This is a genomic window from Cyanobium sp. NIVA-CYA 375 (assembly GCF_056108345.1).
In genome coordinates this window covers 1-14,973 of the sequence record NZ_JBSYHW010000063.1, presented here as the reverse complement: position 1 = coordinate 14,973, position 14,973 = coordinate 1, and the positions used below count along the sequence as shown (strand labels likewise).

At 62.8% G+C, this 14,973-nt stretch carries 18 protein-coding genes, 1 other RNA gene and 1 pseudogene; 15 read left to right on the top strand and 5 right to left on the bottom strand.

Going from position 1 to position 14,973, the window contains the following annotated elements; genetic code table 11:
* From AC01FP_RS13360 to ftsZ, 6 genes are all read left to right on the top strand, one after another.
* Positions 1-466, top strand: a 466-nt coding sequence (locus AC01FP_RS13360; protein WP_474480886.1) for a cyclic nucleotide-binding domain-containing protein, incomplete at its 5' end; no start/stop codon positions are given.
* Between the two features lie 30 nt (positions 467-496).
* Entirely contained in the window at positions 497-1,858 is a 1,362-nt protein-coding gene (gene miaB / locus AC01FP_RS13355) for a tRNA (N6-isopentenyl adenosine(37)-C2)-methylthiotransferase MiaB (protein ID WP_474480884.1), read from the top strand.
* A 33-nt stretch (positions 1,859-1,891) separates the two neighbouring features.
* Positions 1,892-2,989: a D-alanine--D-alanine ligase family protein gene (locus AC01FP_RS13350; RefSeq protein ID WP_474480882.1), complete on the top strand. Its 1,098-nt coding sequence runs from the start codon at positions 1,892-1,894 to the stop codon at positions 2,987-2,989.
* Positions 2,986-3,396, top strand: a complete 411-nt coding sequence (locus AC01FP_RS13345) for a hypothetical protein (RefSeq protein WP_474480880.1) — start codon at positions 2,986-2,988, stop codon at positions 3,394-3,396. Before AC01FP_RS13350 ends, AC01FP_RS13345 begins: the two co-directional genes overlap by 4 nt.
* A gap of 8 nt (positions 3,397-3,404) precedes the next feature.
* Positions 3,405-4,238 (top strand): cell division protein FtsQ/DivIB, encoded by an 834-nt coding sequence (locus AC01FP_RS13340; RefSeq protein WP_474480879.1) that lies wholly within the window; start codon positions 3,405-3,407, stop codon positions 4,236-4,238.
* Positions 4,239-4,396: 158 nt separating this feature from the next.
* Positions 4,397-5,497, top strand: a complete 1,101-nt coding sequence (ftsZ, locus tag AC01FP_RS13335; RefSeq protein ID WP_474480877.1) for a cell division protein FtsZ — start codon at positions 4,397-4,399, stop codon at positions 5,495-5,497.
* An 18-nt stretch (positions 5,498-5,515) separates the two neighbouring features.
* Here the strand turns inward: ftsZ and ffs are convergent.
* Positions 5,516-5,612: signal recognition particle sRNA small type (gene ffs, locus AC01FP_RS13330), an RNA gene on the bottom strand.
* A gap of 45 nt (positions 5,613-5,657) precedes the next feature.
* Between ffs and panB the strand changes: the two genes are divergently transcribed.
* Positions 5,658-6,497: a 3-methyl-2-oxobutanoate hydroxymethyltransferase gene (gene panB / locus AC01FP_RS13325; protein WP_474480889.1), complete on the top strand. Its 840-nt coding sequence runs from the start codon at positions 5,658-5,660 to the stop codon at positions 6,495-6,497.
* Here panB and hemW read toward each other — a convergent pair.
* Positions 6,457-7,689: pseudogene (hemW, locus tag AC01FP_RS13320) on the bottom strand (radical SAM family heme chaperone HemW); the annotation flags it as partial. The gene panB and the pseudogene hemW sit on opposite strands and share 41 nt — an antisense overlap.
* Positions 7,690-7,779: 90 nt before the next feature.
* Between hemW and AC01FP_RS13315 the strand changes: the two are divergent.
* The 6 genes from AC01FP_RS13315 to AC01FP_RS13290 are packed head-to-tail and all read left to right on the top strand — an operon-like array spanning position 7,780 to position 12,659.
* On the top strand, positions 7,780-8,934 hold the full coding sequence (locus tag AC01FP_RS13315; protein ID WP_474480875.1) for a PIN/TRAM domain-containing protein: 1,155 nt from the start codon (positions 7,780-7,782) through the stop codon (positions 8,932-8,934).
* Between the two features lie 31 nt (positions 8,935-8,965).
* Complete coding sequence (locus tag AC01FP_RS13310) at positions 8,966-9,652, top strand: ATP-dependent Clp protease proteolytic subunit (protein WP_474480874.1); 687 nt, start codon at positions 8,966-8,968, stop codon at positions 9,650-9,652.
* A gap of 50 nt (positions 9,653-9,702) precedes the next feature.
* Entirely contained in the window at positions 9,703-10,305 is a 603-nt protein-coding gene (locus tag AC01FP_RS13305; RefSeq protein WP_474480873.1) for an ATP-dependent Clp protease proteolytic subunit, read from the top strand.
* A gap of 35 nt (positions 10,306-10,340) precedes the next feature.
* Entirely contained in the window at positions 10,341-11,336 is a 996-nt protein-coding gene (gene ilvC / locus AC01FP_RS13300) for a ketol-acid reductoisomerase (RefSeq protein WP_474480872.1), read from the top strand.
* Positions 11,318-12,367, top strand: coding sequence for an adenosylcobinamide-phosphate synthase CbiB (cbiB, locus tag AC01FP_RS13295; RefSeq protein WP_474480887.1), 1,050 nt, complete (start codon positions 11,318-11,320; stop codon positions 12,365-12,367). The genes ilvC and cbiB overlap by 19 nt, the downstream gene beginning before the upstream one ends.
* Positions 12,368-12,416: 49 nt before the next feature.
* A complete protein-coding gene (locus AC01FP_RS13290) occupies positions 12,417-12,659 on the top strand; it encodes a hypothetical protein (RefSeq protein ID WP_474480871.1) in 243 nt (80 codons plus the stop codon).
* On the opposite strand, the gene AC01FP_RS13285 is transcribed toward AC01FP_RS13290, so the two are convergent.
* Positions 12,630-12,959 carry a YciI family protein gene (locus AC01FP_RS13285; RefSeq protein WP_474480870.1) on the bottom strand — a complete coding sequence of 110 codons (330 nt, stop codon included), beginning with the start codon at positions 12,957-12,959 and terminating at the stop codon, positions 12,630-12,632. The two genes, AC01FP_RS13290 and AC01FP_RS13285, sit on opposite strands and share 30 nt — an antisense overlap.
* Complete coding sequence (locus AC01FP_RS13280; RefSeq protein WP_474480869.1) at positions 12,960-13,106, bottom strand: DUF2256 domain-containing protein; 147 nt, start codon at positions 13,104-13,106, stop codon at positions 12,960-12,962.
* 187 nt (positions 13,107-13,293) lie between these two features.
* On the opposite strand from AC01FP_RS13280, the gene AC01FP_RS13275 reads away from it, so the two are divergent.
* Positions 13,294-13,593, top strand: a complete 300-nt coding sequence (locus tag AC01FP_RS13275; RefSeq protein WP_474480867.1) for a hypothetical protein — start codon at positions 13,294-13,296, stop codon at positions 13,591-13,593.
* A gap of 548 nt (positions 13,594-14,141) precedes the next feature.
* Here AC01FP_RS13275 and AC01FP_RS13270 read toward each other — a convergent pair.
* Positions 14,142-14,363, bottom strand: a complete 222-nt coding sequence (locus AC01FP_RS13270) for a hypothetical protein (RefSeq protein WP_474480866.1) — start codon at positions 14,361-14,363, stop codon at positions 14,142-14,144.
* Between the two features lie 360 nt (positions 14,364-14,723).
* Between AC01FP_RS13270 and AC01FP_RS13265 the strand changes: the two genes are divergently transcribed.
* Positions 14,724-14,924, top strand: a complete 201-nt coding sequence (locus AC01FP_RS13265) for a ribbon-helix-helix domain-containing protein (protein WP_474480864.1) — start codon at positions 14,724-14,726, stop codon at positions 14,922-14,924.
* The last annotated feature ends 49 nt before the right edge of the window (positions 14,925-14,973 follow it).

The following is a 14,973-nucleotide window of genomic DNA, read 5'->3' as shown; positions in this document are numbered from 1 at the left end:
TAAGGGAACACAAACAGATGTCGGCCTGCTTGGGCTGCTGGCACCGCTCGCAGCCGATCTGCGCACGGCAATCACGGAGCGGCTTGAGCTCCGCCGCTATGCGGCCGGCACGCTGGTGATGGCGCGTCAACAGGAGAGCGACCAGCTGTTCCTGGTGGCCTCCGGTCGGTTCAGCATCTTCTTGCCGATATTGCGACCGGGAGCTCCGACAAGGCTGGCGCGGATGGCCACGTTTTCAAAGGGAATGGTGTTTGGCGATGCTGCCTTCTTCAGCGGGGAGCTCCGGATGGCCGATGTGGTGGCCGATACCGAGGGCAGCTGTTGGCTCCTGCAGCGCAGCGCCTTCGAGGAGCTTCAACAGGACAACCCCGCCGCAGCGATCGCCCTGCTCACCCAGCTAGCCATTGATCTGGGACGCAAAGTGGCCCTCTGTGGACAGCAGCTAACTCTTGTGGAAGATCTCTGAGTTAAGCCAGCGATATCGGAAACTGGGCTGATGACGGCGACACAGGCGCAGCGCGGCAGCTACTGGATCACCACCTTTGGCTGCCAGATGAACAAGGCGGATTCCGAGCGCATGGCCGGAATCCTCGAAGCCATGGGCTACCGGGCCGGCGCTGACGAACACAGCGCTGATCTGGTGCTGTACAACACCTGCACGATTCGCGATAGCGCCGAGCAGAAGGTTTACAGCTACCTAGGCCGCCAGGCCCAACGCAAGCGCATCAACCCCAACCTCACCCTGGTGGTAGCGGGCTGTGTGGCCCAGCAGGAGGGCGAATCCCTGCTGCGTCGCGTGCCCGAGCTGGATCTGGTGATGGGGCCCCAGCACGCCAATCGGCTCGAAAGCCTGCTGGCTCAGGTGGAGCAGGGTCAGCAGGTGCTAGCCACCGGCGAGCACCACATCCTTGAAGACATCACCACCGCTCGCCGCGACAGCAGTGTCTGCGGCTGGGTGAACGTGATCTACGGCTGCAACGAACGCTGCACCTATTGCGTGGTGCCGTCGGTGCGGGGCCAGGAGCAGTCGCGGCTGCCGGGCGCCATCAAGCTGGAGATGGAGGGCCTAGCGGCTCGAGGCTTCAAGGAGATCACCCTGCTGGGCCAAAACATTGATGCCTACGGCCGTGATCTGCCCGGCATCACCCCGGAGGGCCGCCGCACCCACACCCTTACCGACTTACTTCGTCAGGTCCATGACGTGGCCGGAATCGAGCGGATCCGCTTCGCCACCAGCCACCCGCGCTACTTCACCGAGAGGCTGATCGATGCCTGCGCCGACTTACCCAAGGTGTGCGAGCACTTCCACGTGCCCTTCCAGAGCGGCGACGACGACGTGCTCAAAGCCATGGCCCGCGGCTACACCGTGGACCGTTATCGCCGCATCGTTGAGCGCATCCGCGAGCGCATGCCCGATGCCTCGATTAGTGCCGATGTGATCGTGGCCTTCCCGGGCGAAAGCGACGCCCAATACCGCCGCACCCTGGCCCTGATTGAGGAGATCGGCTTCGACCTGGTGAATACCGCCGCCTACTCGCCGCGGCCCAACACCCCAGCGGCCGACTGGCCAAACCAGCTCAGCGAGGCGGTGAAGGTGGAGCGCCTGCAGGAGCTCAACGCCCTGGTGGAGCGCACCGCCCAGCAGCGCAGCGCCCGCTACGCCGGCCGCTGTGAGGAGATCCTGGTGGAAAGCAGCAATCCCAAAAACTCCAACCAGATGATGGGCCGCACCCGCACCAACCGGCTCACCTTTTTCCCCGGCCAAAAGCTCGATGGCAGCCCGATCAAACCGGGCGACCTAGTGACGGTGCAAATCGAGGAGGTGCGCGCCTTCTCCTTGAGCGGCAAACTGGCCTGAGTTTTGGGCCCTCTGGGTCGCATACCGGCTGGCATGACTCCCCCCCCCATCGCTGTTGGCCTGATCTTTGGGGGAGCCTCCGGCGAACACTCCGTCTCAATCCGCTCCGCCGCCACAGTGGCGGCGGCCCTGCGGGATGCCGAAAACGCTCGCCAATACGAGCTGCATTGCTTCTACATCGACCCCGAAGGACGCTGGTGGGGAGCTGAGTTGGCCGATGCTGTGCTGCGCCAGGGCAGCCCGGCCCGGCCCGAGCAACTGCCCCAACCGCTGCCGCCGCCTGGATTTCGGGGCTTACCCCCAGGTGCCCTGGAGATTGATGTGTGGCTGCCGGTGCTGCACGGCCCCAACGGCGAGGACGGCACCATCCAAGGGCTGTTTACCTTGATGCGAGTCCCCTACGTGGGCTCGGGAGTGCTGGGCTCGGCGGTGGGCATGGACAAGCAGGCGATGAAGGCCGCCTTCGCCGCCGCCGGCCTGCCCCAGGTGCCCTACGCCTGTGTTTCAGCCAGCGCGGTGGCGCGGGACGACACAGCCCTGCTCGACCAGCTGGAGAGCCAGCTCGGCTATCCCTGCTTCGTGAAGCCCGCCAACCTCGGCTCCTCGGTGGGCATCAGCAAGGCCACTGATCGAGCCAGCCTGCGGGCCGGGCTGAAGCTCGCCGCCGCCCTTGATCCCCGCCTGGTGGTGGAGCAGGGGGTGACGGCCCAGGAATTGGAATGCGCGGTGCGGGGCGGCGGCCACCAGCCCCTGCAGGCTTCGGTGCTGGGCGAAATCTGTTTCGACGCCGACTGGTACGACTACGACACCAAATACAGCGAAGGCAAAAGCCACACCGTGATCCCGGCGCTGGTGCCCGAGGCGGTGACAGAACGGGCCCGGGCCATGGCGATCGAGGCCTGCCAGGCAGTGGGAGCCATGGGTCTTTCGCGGGTTGACTTCTTCTACAGCGAAGCCAGTGGCGAACTGTGGCTTAACGAGATCAACACCTTGCCGGGCTTCACCAGCCAAAGCATGTACCCGATGCTCTGGGCCGCCTCGGGTGTAACCCTTCCCACCTTAGTGCGCGAATTGATCGAAGGGGCACGAGAATGGCATCTGCAAGTTTTCAGCGAGGGCCCTTCGACATGAGTCACGGCCTGCTTTGGCTGCCACTGCTTTTAGTGTTCGTGCTGCTCACCGCCTTGGGCTGGCTAGAGCGGCGGCGGCAGCGCTTGTTTCGCGAATGGGCCGAGGGCTCGGAGCTGGCCAAGCTCGACAGCTGCGGCGGCGCCCGGCTGGTGGATGGCCTGCTCAGTTGGTGCTCCTTTGAAGCAGGCCAGCTCAAACAGGATGATTTTTTTGTGATCAAACAGCTCGAGTTGGTTGAGCTGCTGTCGCTGGGTTCGGGGGAAGCGCCCCTCACCGAGGAGAGCCAGGGGGCTTGCCGGCTGCGACTGGTAGGTGGTGGTGAACAAAAAGACCTGCCCTTTGCCGATGCGGAGCGGGCCCGGCGCTGGATAGACGAACTGATGTCGCGCTCTCGCTGTGACCTATGAGTCCAGGCGTGGAGCGTGTTGACGTGAATGCCGCCCCTGCGCCACCTGGAACGGAGCGCCGCCGCCAATTGCGCCAGCAGCGGCGCCAGGAGCGTCTGCGCAATCTTTGGCGTTTTCTTGTGCTGCTAGCCCTCGCCGGTGGCCTGGGCTACGGCTTGCTGCGGCAGGGCTGGGTGCTCACCGGCCCCGACCAGGTGGAGGTGGTGGGTAGCCAGCAGGTGGGAGCCGACCAGGTGGTGCAGGCCGCCCGGCTGGTCTTTCCCCAACCACTGCTGGGCCTGCACCCCAAACGCATCGCCGAGGCCCTGGCCAGCGCCTTGCCGGTGGAACAGGTGCAGGTGAGTCGGCTGATGGCACCGCCGCGGCTGCGGGTTGAACTGGTCGACCGCAAGGCGGTAGCCAGGGCCCAGAGACGCACCGCTAAGGGAAGCGAGCAGGGTTATGTCGATCGACTCGGCCACTGGATGAGCATTCGCCAGGGCCAGGGGGCCGCGGCCAAGGCCAGTGCCGGCTTGCTGGTGCTGGGTTGGCAGCCCCGCTACCGGCCTGCCCTCGCCTTAATGCTCGAGCAGCGCGAGCGGCTTGGGGGCGACATCAGCCAGATTCGCTTTGAGCCAGACAGCAGCATCTGGCTGCAGAGCAAGCGACTCGGCAAGGTGCGCTTCGGGCCTGCTGATGCCCAATTGGAGCGGCGCCTTGAAGTGCTCCGTCACCTGCAAAAGGAACTGCCGGATCGGGTGAAGGGTCGCCAGCTGCAATCCATCGATCTCAGCGATCCGGAACAACCAGAATTGGGACTGCCCTTCACCCCTAGCCGGGCGGCCGCCGCCAGTTCGCCGTGAGGAATCCAGCAGAGACACGCCAGGAAACCCGTAAAGGTGAGAAACTCGCCTAATCCAGGCCTGCAAGCGTTGACATAATGCAGCCGCAGATTGATCGCACCGCTCCTCCCGATGCCGCAATGCCCGAAAGCTTTTCCCAATTCAACGGTATCCAGCCTGTGAACGAACCGTCCTTGGGGGGTGCGTCTGGCGAAATCGTGCCAAGCCAGTCGGCGCGCATCGAAGTGATCGGGGTCGGTGGGGGCGGCAGCAATGCGGTGAACCGGATGATCGCCTCCGACCTCCAAGGAGTGGGCTACCGAGTGCTCAACACCGATGCCCAGGCGCTGCTGCAGTCGGCCTCTCAGAAGCGCGTCCAGCTCGGACAGAAATTGACTCGGGGCCTCGGTGCCGGTGGCAATCCAGTGATTGGCCAAAAGGCGGCTGAAGAGTCTCGGGCCGAACTGCAGGAATCACTTCAGGGTGCCGACCTAGTTTTTATTGCCGCTGGTATGGGTGGCGGCACCGGCACCGGCGCGGCGCCGATTCTTGCCGAGGTAGCCAAGGAAGTGGGCGCCCTCACCGTGGGGATCGTCACCAAACCCTTCGGCTTTGAAGGTCGCAAACGGATGCGCCAGGCGGAAGAGGGCATCGCCCGGCTGGCCGAGAGCGTGGACACCTTGATCGTGATCCCCAACGATCGCCTGCGCGATGCCATCGCCGGCGCCCCCCTGCAGGAGGCCTTCCGCGCCGCCGACGACGTTCTGCGGATGGGCGTCAAGGGCATCAGCGACATCATCACCAGGCCTGGCCTGGTGAATGTCGACTTCGCTGACGTGCGCTCGGTGATGGCCGACGCCGGCACCGCCCTGCTTGGCATCGGCGTGGGCTCCGGCCGCTCCAGGGCAATCGAGGCGGCCCAGGCGGCGATGAGCAGCCCACTGCTCGAATCGGCTCGGATTGACGGCGCCAAGGGCTGTGTCATCAACATCAGCGGTGGCAAGGACATGACCCTCGAAGACATGACAACCGCCTCTGAAGTGATCTACGAAGTCGTTGATCCGGACGCCAACATCATTGTGGGAGCAGTGGTAGACGAACGTTTGGAAGGGGAGATCCACGTGACCGTGATCGCCACCGGCTTCGAGAGTGGAGCGCCCTACCGCACTGAGCGGACCGTGGTCAGCTTTGCCAGCAAACCGCTGTTCACCAATAGTCAGGAAGAGCGCGGCGCCAAGATTCCTCCCTTCCTGCTTAACCGCCAAAGCCAGGATGGCTAGGAGGCGGTTTGTGAGTGTGGTGACCCGGAGTCCACGCCTGCCCTGAGCATCCCGTGTGGCTGCTCCCTTCCGGTCCTGACCAGATTTGGGCGTCGGAGCCGCATGAGTCCGAGTCAATTTAATAATAGCAATGGCATCTCCCGCTCCAAAGTCCGTGGCCCTGCGTCCCGCTGATCTGGCGAGCCGCAAGCAAGCAGGCCTGGCGATCACGATGCTTACGGCCTGGGATGCCCTATCTGGCGCCCTGGTGGCCGAGGCTGGCGCTGATGCGGTGCTGGTGGGGGATTCGCTGGCGATGACCGTGCTGGGTCACGCCACCACGCTGCCTGTAACCCTCGACGAGATGCTGCACCACACCAGGGCTACGGCCCGGGGCCTGGCCAGCAGCTGCAGCCCGGGGCAGATGCCCCTATTGATATGTGATCTGCCCTTTCTCAGCTACCAGTGCAGCCCAGACGACGCGGTAGCTGCCGCCGGCCGGGTGCTCAAGGAAACCCCGGCTGCGGCGGTGAAACTTGAAGGCGCTGAGCCTGAAACCCTGGCCGTGATCGACCGGTTGGTGCGCAGCGGCATCCCGGTGATGGGCCACATCGGCCTGATTCCCCAGTCGGTGCATCGGCTGGGCTACCGGCGCCAGGGCAACGACGAAATCAGCCGCGAGCGGCTGCGGCGCCAAGGACGGGCCCTGCAGGAGGCGGGCTGCTTCGCCCTGGTGCTTGAACACGTGCCCGCCGAGCTGGGCGCCTTGCTGCAACAGGAATTGGATCTGCCGGTGATTGGCATTGGCGCCGGCGAGGGCTGTGATGGCCAGGTGCGAGTCACGGCCGACCTGCTGGGGCTCACCAACCGCCAGCCCCCCTTCAGCCCGCCGCTGCTGCAGGGACGGGACCTGGGAGTGGCAGCGCTGCGCCACTGGATTGCCAGCCAGCGTCACCCTGCCCAGGCAACTGCTGCTGCACCTGCCACCAAGCCAGCAGCTCCCGCAACACCCCATTGCTGAGCGCCAGGCCGGCCGGATCGCTAAGTCGCCAGCGGGGGCCCTCAATCCGCAGCAACCCCTCACTGGTCCAGGGCTGCAAGCGATCGCGCAAGGCCACCAGCGAGCCTGACCCCAGCCCGGCTTGCGCCAGCAGAGCGGGCATGGACACCCCCTCGCGGCGGCGCAAACCCACCAGCAAGCGCTCATCCAGCGGCATTCCTGGGCCAGCCTGGCCAGTCGCAACAGCGTTGACCTGCTGCGCCTGTTGCCCCAACCATTCGGCGTAGGCCTCGCGGGTGCGCGGCCGGGCCAGCCGCTCACCCCAGGGGGCAGCGGTGGCTCCCATACCGAAGCCCCACCAGCCGGCGCCGCTCCAGTAGGCGCGGTTGTGGCGAGAGGCGTGGCCTGGGAGGGCGAAGTTGGAGATCTCGTAGTGGCCGTAGCCAGCGGCGCTGAGCTCGTCCCAGGTGAGCTCCATCAGGTCGGCGCCCAAGTCGGCATCGGGGAGCTGCAGCTGGCCCCGATCATGGCGCTGGGCAAACACAGTGCCAGGCTCCAAGGTGAGGTCGTAGACGGAAAGGTGGGGCGGGGCCAGGGCGATGGCTTGGCGCAGTTGGCCGCGCCAGTGGCCCAGGTCCTGGCCCGGCAGGCCCTGGATCAGATCCAGGCTCCAGCTGTTGAGCGCCCCGCTGCGCCGGGATTGGGCCAGCCAGTCGGCGGCCTCCAGTAAGTCTGCGCCGCGGTGGCGGCGGCCCAGCCCGGCGAGCACGGCGTCGTCAAAGCTCTGGCCGCCCAGGCTCACCCGGTTTACCCCGGCCTGCAGGTAGCCCGCCAGGCGGGCCTGGTCAAAACTGGCCGGATCAAGCTCCAGGCTGATCTCAGCTCCGGGAGCCAGGCCAAAACGGCGCCGCAGAGCCGCCAGCAGAGCCGCCAGCTGGGGGGGTGTCAGCAGCGAGGGCGTGCCGCCACCGAAATACACGGTGGCAAGCGGCGGCCCGGGAGGCGAGGCGGCAATCTCCTGCAGCAGCAGGGTGAGGTAGGCCGCAATCGAGGCCGACCCGGGCGCTGGCGCTTCGCCGCCGGCACGGTCACCCAGGGGCACCACCGGAAAGTCGCAATAAAAACAACGCCGGTGACAAAAGGGGATGTGCAGGTAGGCACTGCGCGGCGGCCAGGGCTGGGCTGGCGCTGGCTGGGGAAATTGGGCAGTCACAACAACAAGTGCGGGAACCCCTTCAGGCCAAAGGCTTCGAAATCAGGCATGCTGCAATCCAAATCAGCTGGACAGCCACGCACGACGGGAATGGTTGACTCCCTCATCCTGATCCTGTTCGCGATCTCTGGCGCCGCCGCCGGTTGGCTGGGGGTAGATCTGCTGCCAGAGCAGCTGCTGCTGCAGGTGGACAACCCCGAAGGCCTGCGCACGGTGCTGGGCGGTTTCGGTGTCTTTTTCGGTGTGATCGCCGGAATGTTCTTCCAGCAGCTGCGCCGCAAGCTGATGCAGCAGGTGCGCACCATGCCCACCGACCTGCTGGTAAGCCGCGCCGTCGGTTTGATTCTCGGCCTATTGGTGGCCAATCTGCTGCTGGCACCGATCCTGCTGCTACCACTTCCCTGGGAGGTGATCTTCATCAAACCAGTGGCGGCAGTGCTGAGCAACGTCTTCTTCGGCGTGTCGGGCTACAACCTGGCCGAGGTGCATGGACGCACCTTGCTACGCCTGTTCAACCCCAGTAGCACCGAGGCAATGTTGGTGGCCGATGGGGTGCTGCAACCGGCCAGCGCCAAAATCCTCGACACCAGCGTGATCATTGATGGCCGCATCCGCGGCCTGCTCGCCTCGGGGCTGCTGGAGGGCCAGGTGATCGTGGCCAACAGCGTGATCGATGAGCTGCAGGCCCTGGCCGACTCGAGCAACGCCGAGAAGCGCGGCCGGGGTCGCCGCGGCCTCAAGTTGCTCAGTGAGCTGCGCGAGCAGTACGGCCGGCGGCTGGTGGTTAATAGCACCCGCTACGAAGGCAACGGAGTTGACGACAAGCTGCTGCTGCTCACCGCCGACACCGGCGGCACCTTGCTCACCGCCGACTACAACCTGGCCAAGGTGGCTGAGGTGAAGGAGCTCAAGGTGCTCAACCTCAGCGAGCTGGTGATCGCCCTGCGGCCCGAGGTGCAGCCAGGCGACGAGCTGCTACTCAAGATCGCCAGAGATGGCAAGGAGGCCGATCAGGGCGTGGGCTACCTCGACGACGGCACCATGGTGGTGGTGGAAGGCGCCCGGGGCCGCATTGGCGAGCGGCTGCCAGTGGTGGTCACCGGAGCCCTGCAAAACCCCACCGGACGCATCGTTTTTGCCCGGGGCGACGGTGCCCCAGCCGAGGCCAATGGGGAAGCCACCACCAAGCGCAAACCTCGTCAAGAGCGCAGTAAGGCCAATCCGCAGGCGGACAGCCCCCGCTAGGCTCCGCAAACGTGCTTTCCATCAACCGCGGATGTCGGTTTCAGCCCCCTACTACGGCGATTCCGCGGCCATGCGCACGCCGCCGCCCGATCTGCCCAGCCTGCTGCTGAAAGAGCGGATCGTTTATCTGGGTTTGCCCCTGTTCAGCGATGACGACGCCAAGCGCCAGATGGGCATTGACGTCACCGAATTGATCATTGCCCAGCTGCTCTATTTGGAGTTTGACAATCCGGAGAAGCCGATTTTCTTCTACATCAACTCCACCGGCACCAGCTGGTACACCGGCGATGCCGTTGGCTTTGAAACCGAAGCCTTCGCCATCGCCGACACGCTCCGCTATGTGAAACCGCCGGTGCACACCATCTGCATTGGCCAGGCGATGGGCACCGCAGCCATGATCCTCAGCGCCGGCACCAAGGGCCACCGGGCCGCCCTGCCCCACGCCTCGATCGTGCTGCACCAGCCCCGCAGCGGCGCCCGCGGCCAGGCCACGGACATCCAGATCCGGGCCCAGGAAGTGCTGCACAACAAACGCACTCTGTTGGAGATGCTTTCTCTGAACACCGGTAAATCGGTGGAGCAGCTGTCGCGCGATTCCGATCGCATGACTTACTTCACCGCCGAGGAAGCCAAGGAGTACGGACTGATCGATCGGGTACTCACCAGCCAGAAAGACCTACCAACCGCTCCCCCGGCCACGGCAGCCGGCATTGGCTAAAGCGCCAGCGGCGACCCACCCCATTCCCACCCAGTCCTCACCCTCGACCCATGCCCATCGGCACCCCCAGCGTTCCCTACCGCCTCCCCGGCAGCCAGTACGAGCGCTGGGTCGACATCTACACGCGGCTGGGTGTGGAGCGGATTCTGTTTATGGGCTCGGAGGTCACCGATGCGGTGGCCAACGCCCTAGTAGCCCAGATGCTCTATCTGGATTCGGAAGACAACTCCAAACCGATCTACCTGTACATCAACTCGCCCGGCGGCTCGGTGACCGCGGGCCTGGCGATCTACGACACCATGCAATACGTCAAGAGCGACGTGGTGACGATCTGCGTGGGTCTGGCCGCCTCGATGGGCGCCTTCCTACTGGGTGCCGGCACCAAGGGGAAAAGGTTGGCCCTGCCCCACAGCCGAATCATGATTCACCAGCCCCTGGGCGGCACCAGCCAGCGCCAGGCCAGTGACATCGAGATTGAGGCGAAGGAGATCCTGCGCATCAAGGACATGCTCAACCACTCGATGGCTGACATGACCGGCCAACCCTTTGAAAAGATTGAGAAGGACACCGACCGCGACTACTTCCTCAGCGCCGCTGAAGCTATGGAGTACGGCCTGATCGACCGGGTGATAGCTCACCCTGGTGAAGCGTAAGCTCAGCCTCTGCCCTGTCCAGACCCGAAGCCTCGATGGCCCAGCTCTTCTACGACACCGACGCCGACCTCTCCCTGCTGAACGGCAAGACGGTGGCCATCATTGGCTACGGCTCCCAGGGCCACGCCCACGCCCTGAACCTCAAAGACAGCGGCGTCAACGTCGTGGTGGGTCTCTACGAGGGCAGCCGCTCGGCCGAGAAGGCCAAGGCCGATGGCCTCGAGGTGTTTAGCGTCGCCGATGCCTGCGCCAAGGCCGACTGGATCATGGTGCTGCTGCCCGATGAATTCCAGAAGGCTGTCTACGACAAGGAAATCGCACCCCATCTCAGTGCCGGCAAGGTGCTGAGCTTCGCCCACGGCTTCAACATCCGCTTCGAGCTGATCAAGCCGCCCGCCGATGTGGACGTGGTGATGATCGCCCCCAAGGGCCCCGGTCACACTGTGCGCTGGGAATACCAGAACGGCATGGGCGTGCCGGCCCTATTCGCCATCGAGCAAGACGCCAGCGGCCATGCCCGCGAGCTGGCCATGGCCTATGCCAAGGGCATCGGTGGCACCCGCGCCGGCATCCTCGAAACCAACTTTAAAGAAGAAACCGAAACCGACCTCTTCGGTGAACAGGCCGTGTTGTGCGGCGGTCTTTCCGAGCTGGTCAAGGCCGGCTTCGAGACCTTGGTGGAGGCCGGCTATCAGCCCGAGTTGGCCTACTTCGAGTGCCTGCACGAGGTGAAGCTGATCGTCGATCTGATGGTCAAGGGCGGCTTGACGGCCATGCGCGATTCGATCTCCAACACCGCCGAATACGGCGACTATGTGAGCGGCCCGCGCCTGATCACGGCCGAAACCAAGGCCGAAATGAGGCGCATCCTGGCCGACATCCAGGACGGCACCTTCGCCCGCAACTTCGTGGCCGAGTGTGACGCCGGCAAGCCGGAGATGACCAAATTCCGCGAGCGCGATGCCCAGCATCCGATCGAGCAGGTGGGCACGGGTCTGCGCTCGATGTTCAGCTGGCTGAAAACGGCCTGAGCCAGCCCCTGCTGCTGGTTGCCCTCGCCTGCGGCCTCGATCGCCTGCTGGGGGACCCGCGCTGGTGCCCCCATCCGGTGGTGGTGATGGGCTGGTGGATCACCCTGCTGCGCCGCGGCGCTGAAGCCTGGGCGGGCACCAGAGCCTGGAAGCTGCGGCTGGCGGGGGGCTTGATCACGCTGGTGCTGGTAGGCGGCAGCGGCCTGGCGGGCTGGGCCGTGGAGCGGCTGGCCCCCACGCCCCTGCTGGTGGTTGCCCTGGCCAGCGCCCTGGCCGGCCGCAGCCTCGAGCAGGCGGTGGTTGGGGTGCTGAAAGCTCTCCCTAATTCCGTACAGCCTGTACAGAACCAGACACACCACGCTGGCGGCAAGCCGAGTCTGGTGGCCCTCCAGCCTGCCCGCCAGGCCCTGGCCTGGATAGTGGGCCGCGACACCGCCGATCTCGACGCCGCGGAGATCCTGCGGGCCGCCGCCGAAACCGCCAGCGAAAACGGGGTAGATGGGCTGTTTGCGCCGCTGTTCTGGATGCTGGTGGGGGCAGGAATCTGGAGCCTGAACCCCGCCCTGCCCGGCCCCCTGGCCTTGGCCTGGGGTTTCAAAGCGGCCAGCACCCTCGATTCAATGCTGGGCTACCGCCGCGGGCGCCTGCGCTGGCTGGGCACCGCAGGCGCCCGCCTCGACGACCTGCTGGTGTGGCTACCCTGCCGGCTGGTGGCGCTGAGCCTGCCCTTAGCGGCAGGGAAACCAAGACGTTGCTGCTGGGTGCTGGCAGCGGCTCGGCGCGATGGCGCCAGCGACCCATCACCCAATGCGGGGCTTTCCCAAGCCGCCTATGCCCATGTCACGGGGGTGCAGCTGGGCGGCAGCAATAGTTATGGCGGCCAAATTCGCCACAAGCCCCTGCTAGGGGCTGGCCTGCCGGCACCAGATCAGGCAGCGGTGCTGCAAATGCTGCAGCTGAACCGGCGGTTGGAGCTGCTGTGGCTCACCGCTGCCGCTGCTGGGTCGTTCATCACGAAAATTCTCAGCTGATTGCCCCTGGCTCTGCGCCTGCCGAAGCTGCAAGCAGATCCCAAGGACCATGGCGATTCGCGAGCTTCTCGAAGATGCCCTGCTGGAACCAGATATCGGCCTAACGCCCTGTTTCCGCTGGCACGCCACACCGGTAGGAATTGCCGCCTTATGGCAAGCGGGAGCGGCACCAACCATCCCCCCCTATGAAGATGCCCTCAAGGAAGGGCTACAGGTGGGGCTCGACCTGAGCCGCGAGGAAAGGGAGTTTCACCAGCTCAATTCAGGTTTGGTGTTGCTGTTTCACAGCTGAGCCTCCTGCCGGAAACACCTGCTTCCATTCATGCAGCGTCCAGCTGACGCATCCCTGGACGATCAGCGGATCGGTTTGAACGAGGGCCTCAGCCTCAGCCCAACTGGAGGCACGAAACAGCAACATGCCTCCAGCCCCATCGCCGCTGCGGCCGACCCGATCGGCCCAATATCCACTGCGTGGCTCGTGGCCCAGGCGCTCTAGTTCTGCCAACCAAGCTAGATGGGCCGGTATCACCGCATCGAATTGAGGCTTAGAAACCAAACCAAGCTCCAGCTTCACAAAGGTGGGGCGGATCACTTAACTACCTTTGGCACTGCGTAGCCGGCGGCATCGTTCTGAGCAGTAGCGCACCTCCTCCCAAATATCCTTCCACTTGCGCCGCCACTGAAAGGGCCGTTCACACACGGGACAGATTTTGGTGGGGCGGTTGGCGTGGTGGGGCATCTCCAGGGTCTCGGGGCTGAACTAGGCAGGAAAATCTAGGGAAAACGTACCCTCGAGGCTTCTGCGTTTGCTTCTGCCGAAAGGAGTCAGGGCAGGCGCGCCGGCGGCGCACGCCAAGCCAATTTGAAGAGAAAAGACAAAAGGAGGCCAAACCGTAGTACAATTATGAAGATTTCGTAAGGCGGTCATGCTGTTAAGTATCTTTGGTTTTCTTTTTGCAGCGCTTTCGTTTGTACAAGTGCCCCAATGGGACAACGACTGGACCAAATGCTCTGTGGCGGTGCCCGATACAGCTTGCCATTGGTATGTAGTAAACCCGGACAACACCTTTGGCAAAGGCTTCAGCTGGATAACCGCTCCTGAATACGACGTAACAGCACTAAGAGACATCGGCATTCAACACGAAGTAACTGTCGCCCAGGGCTTCCAAACAACGGTTGAACTAATGAATGCCTCAACCGCAGTTAAGTACGGCGACAATTATTAAGGCCTAATCAATAATAACCCATTTGCCCAGCTATATCAATATAATTTATAAATTGCAGCAGGATCCCAACTTGCTGCAATTTTTTTGGAATAAATCGATATTTGCACAGCTTTCGCCGACCGTTTAACGCAACGGCTAAGAATTATTGCGCCATCGCTGCCATTGCTGACGCTACGAGCGAGAACCAGCACATGGACGCAATCACCTACGCAAAACAGCTGCGCCGCAAAGCCAGGCCGAATGCTCCTTAATTTCTTAATGCCAGGAGATGTGCTGAATCCCTCTTCTAGCAGCCTGCTGGGTTAGGGTTCAAAGATATTAAACCAGTCGTCCTTGCACCAGGGTGGCATCAACACCTAACCATGGACTCATCAATTCTGTTTGCACTTAACTGGAATTCACGGGGCGAACTAGCCGCTGAAGATCTTGAATATGTGCTCAATTCAATGGCACATGCAATGGATTCGGGCAAAGAAGAATTTTGCCACATTTATAGCAGAGTGAACATTTTTTCGTAGCCGGCAAGTATTAGCCCTAAGGAAATGTTGTCATTTTTGACGCTTTAAGCAATTGGCAAGGTTCTCCTTGGCGATTGCAAGGGCTTCTTCACATGTTTCCTTATCATCCTTATCAATATCACCCTGCTCACCGCGAAGACGCTGCTCTAGGAAGTCAATTTCCTCTAGCCAGTGCTCAGAGCCCATATCAAAGACAGGGAGCGCCCCTTGATTGGCTGCGTCAGCTTCAAATGAGAAATCGTCATCCTTCATCGGAACGGTTGATGGAATTCACCCAAGGATGCCGCAGGAAGGCAGAAAAAGGAATGCCTACTCAGGCCTAGGTCAGTTTTGCACTGGTTGGCAAGGGGCGGTGAACCCATCATCCACCCCAATGGCCCTCACGAAACAAAAAGCGAGCGCTAAGTTACCAGAAAGTCGTTTTTCATCAAACAATACCTATAACGCGAAAAGGAACCATACCTAGTAACGAATACTCATAAGGAAAACGCATAGACCGCAGCAAAACTTAAAATATAGGGGGGGGTGGGGGTGACAAATAAGCGACTAGCGCTTAAATGGCGGTGAGGGCTAGCAGCGCCTTCTCGACTCCCCCAAATCCAAGTAGGTCTCATGAGCCAACAAACTTCTGAAAACCATGAAAGGAAGCAGCTTCTGTTCAGGTCGTCGAGACGAATCAGTATCACCATTCCTTTCTCCATTGCTAAGCAGCTAGAAGAGAAATCAGATCAAGAAGGACGCTCGCTCAGCAACCTTGCTTCATACCTTCTGGAGAAATCGCTTTCTGAAATAAAGGCTAGCTCGCCCTTATAAGTACCATAAGTTCCGAACGGGTTTCATAGTCCTAAAAGTCGGCTAGCAG

What these genes read in the sequence shown, in the direction of transcription:
- miaB (WP_474480884.1), top strand. Translation starts at nt 497, where the DNA reads ATGACGGCGACACAGGCGCAGCGCGGCAGCTACTGGATCACCACCTTT.
- AC01FP_RS13350 (WP_474480882.1), top strand. Translation starts at nt 1,892, where the DNA reads ATGACTCCCCCCCCCATCGCTGTTGGCCTGATCTTTGGGGGAGCCTCC.
- AC01FP_RS13345 (WP_474480880.1), top strand. Translation starts at nt 2,986, where the DNA reads ATGAGTCACGGCCTGCTTTGGCTGCCACTGCTTTTAGTGTTCGTGCTG.
- AC01FP_RS13315 (WP_474480875.1), top strand. Translation starts at nt 7,780, where the DNA reads ATGGTTGACTCCCTCATCCTGATCCTGTTCGCGATCTCTGGCGCCGCC.
- AC01FP_RS13310 (WP_474480874.1), top strand. Translation starts at nt 8,966, where the DNA reads ATGTCGGTTTCAGCCCCCTACTACGGCGATTCCGCGGCCATGCGCACG.
- AC01FP_RS13305 (WP_474480873.1), top strand. Translation starts at nt 9,703, where the DNA reads ATGCCCATCGGCACCCCCAGCGTTCCCTACCGCCTCCCCGGCAGCCAG.
- ilvC (WP_474480872.1), top strand. Translation starts at nt 10,341, where the DNA reads ATGGCCCAGCTCTTCTACGACACCGACGCCGACCTCTCCCTGCTGAAC.
- AC01FP_RS13290 (WP_474480871.1), top strand. Translation starts at nt 12,417, where the DNA reads ATGGCGATTCGCGAGCTTCTCGAAGATGCCCTGCTGGAACCAGATATC.
- AC01FP_RS13280 (WP_474480869.1), bottom strand. Translation starts at nt 13,106, where the DNA reads ATGCCCCACCACGCCAACCGCCCCACCAAAATCTGTCCCGTGTGTGAA.
- AC01FP_RS13275 (WP_474480867.1), top strand. Translation starts at nt 13,294, where the DNA reads ATGCTGTTAAGTATCTTTGGTTTTCTTTTTGCAGCGCTTTCGTTTGTA.
- AC01FP_RS13270 (WP_474480866.1), bottom strand. Translation starts at nt 14,363, where the DNA reads ATGAAGGATGACGATTTCTCATTTGAAGCTGACGCAGCCAATCAAGGG.
- AC01FP_RS13265 (WP_474480864.1), top strand. Translation starts at nt 14,724, where the DNA reads ATGAGCCAACAAACTTCTGAAAACCATGAAAGGAAGCAGCTTCTGTTC.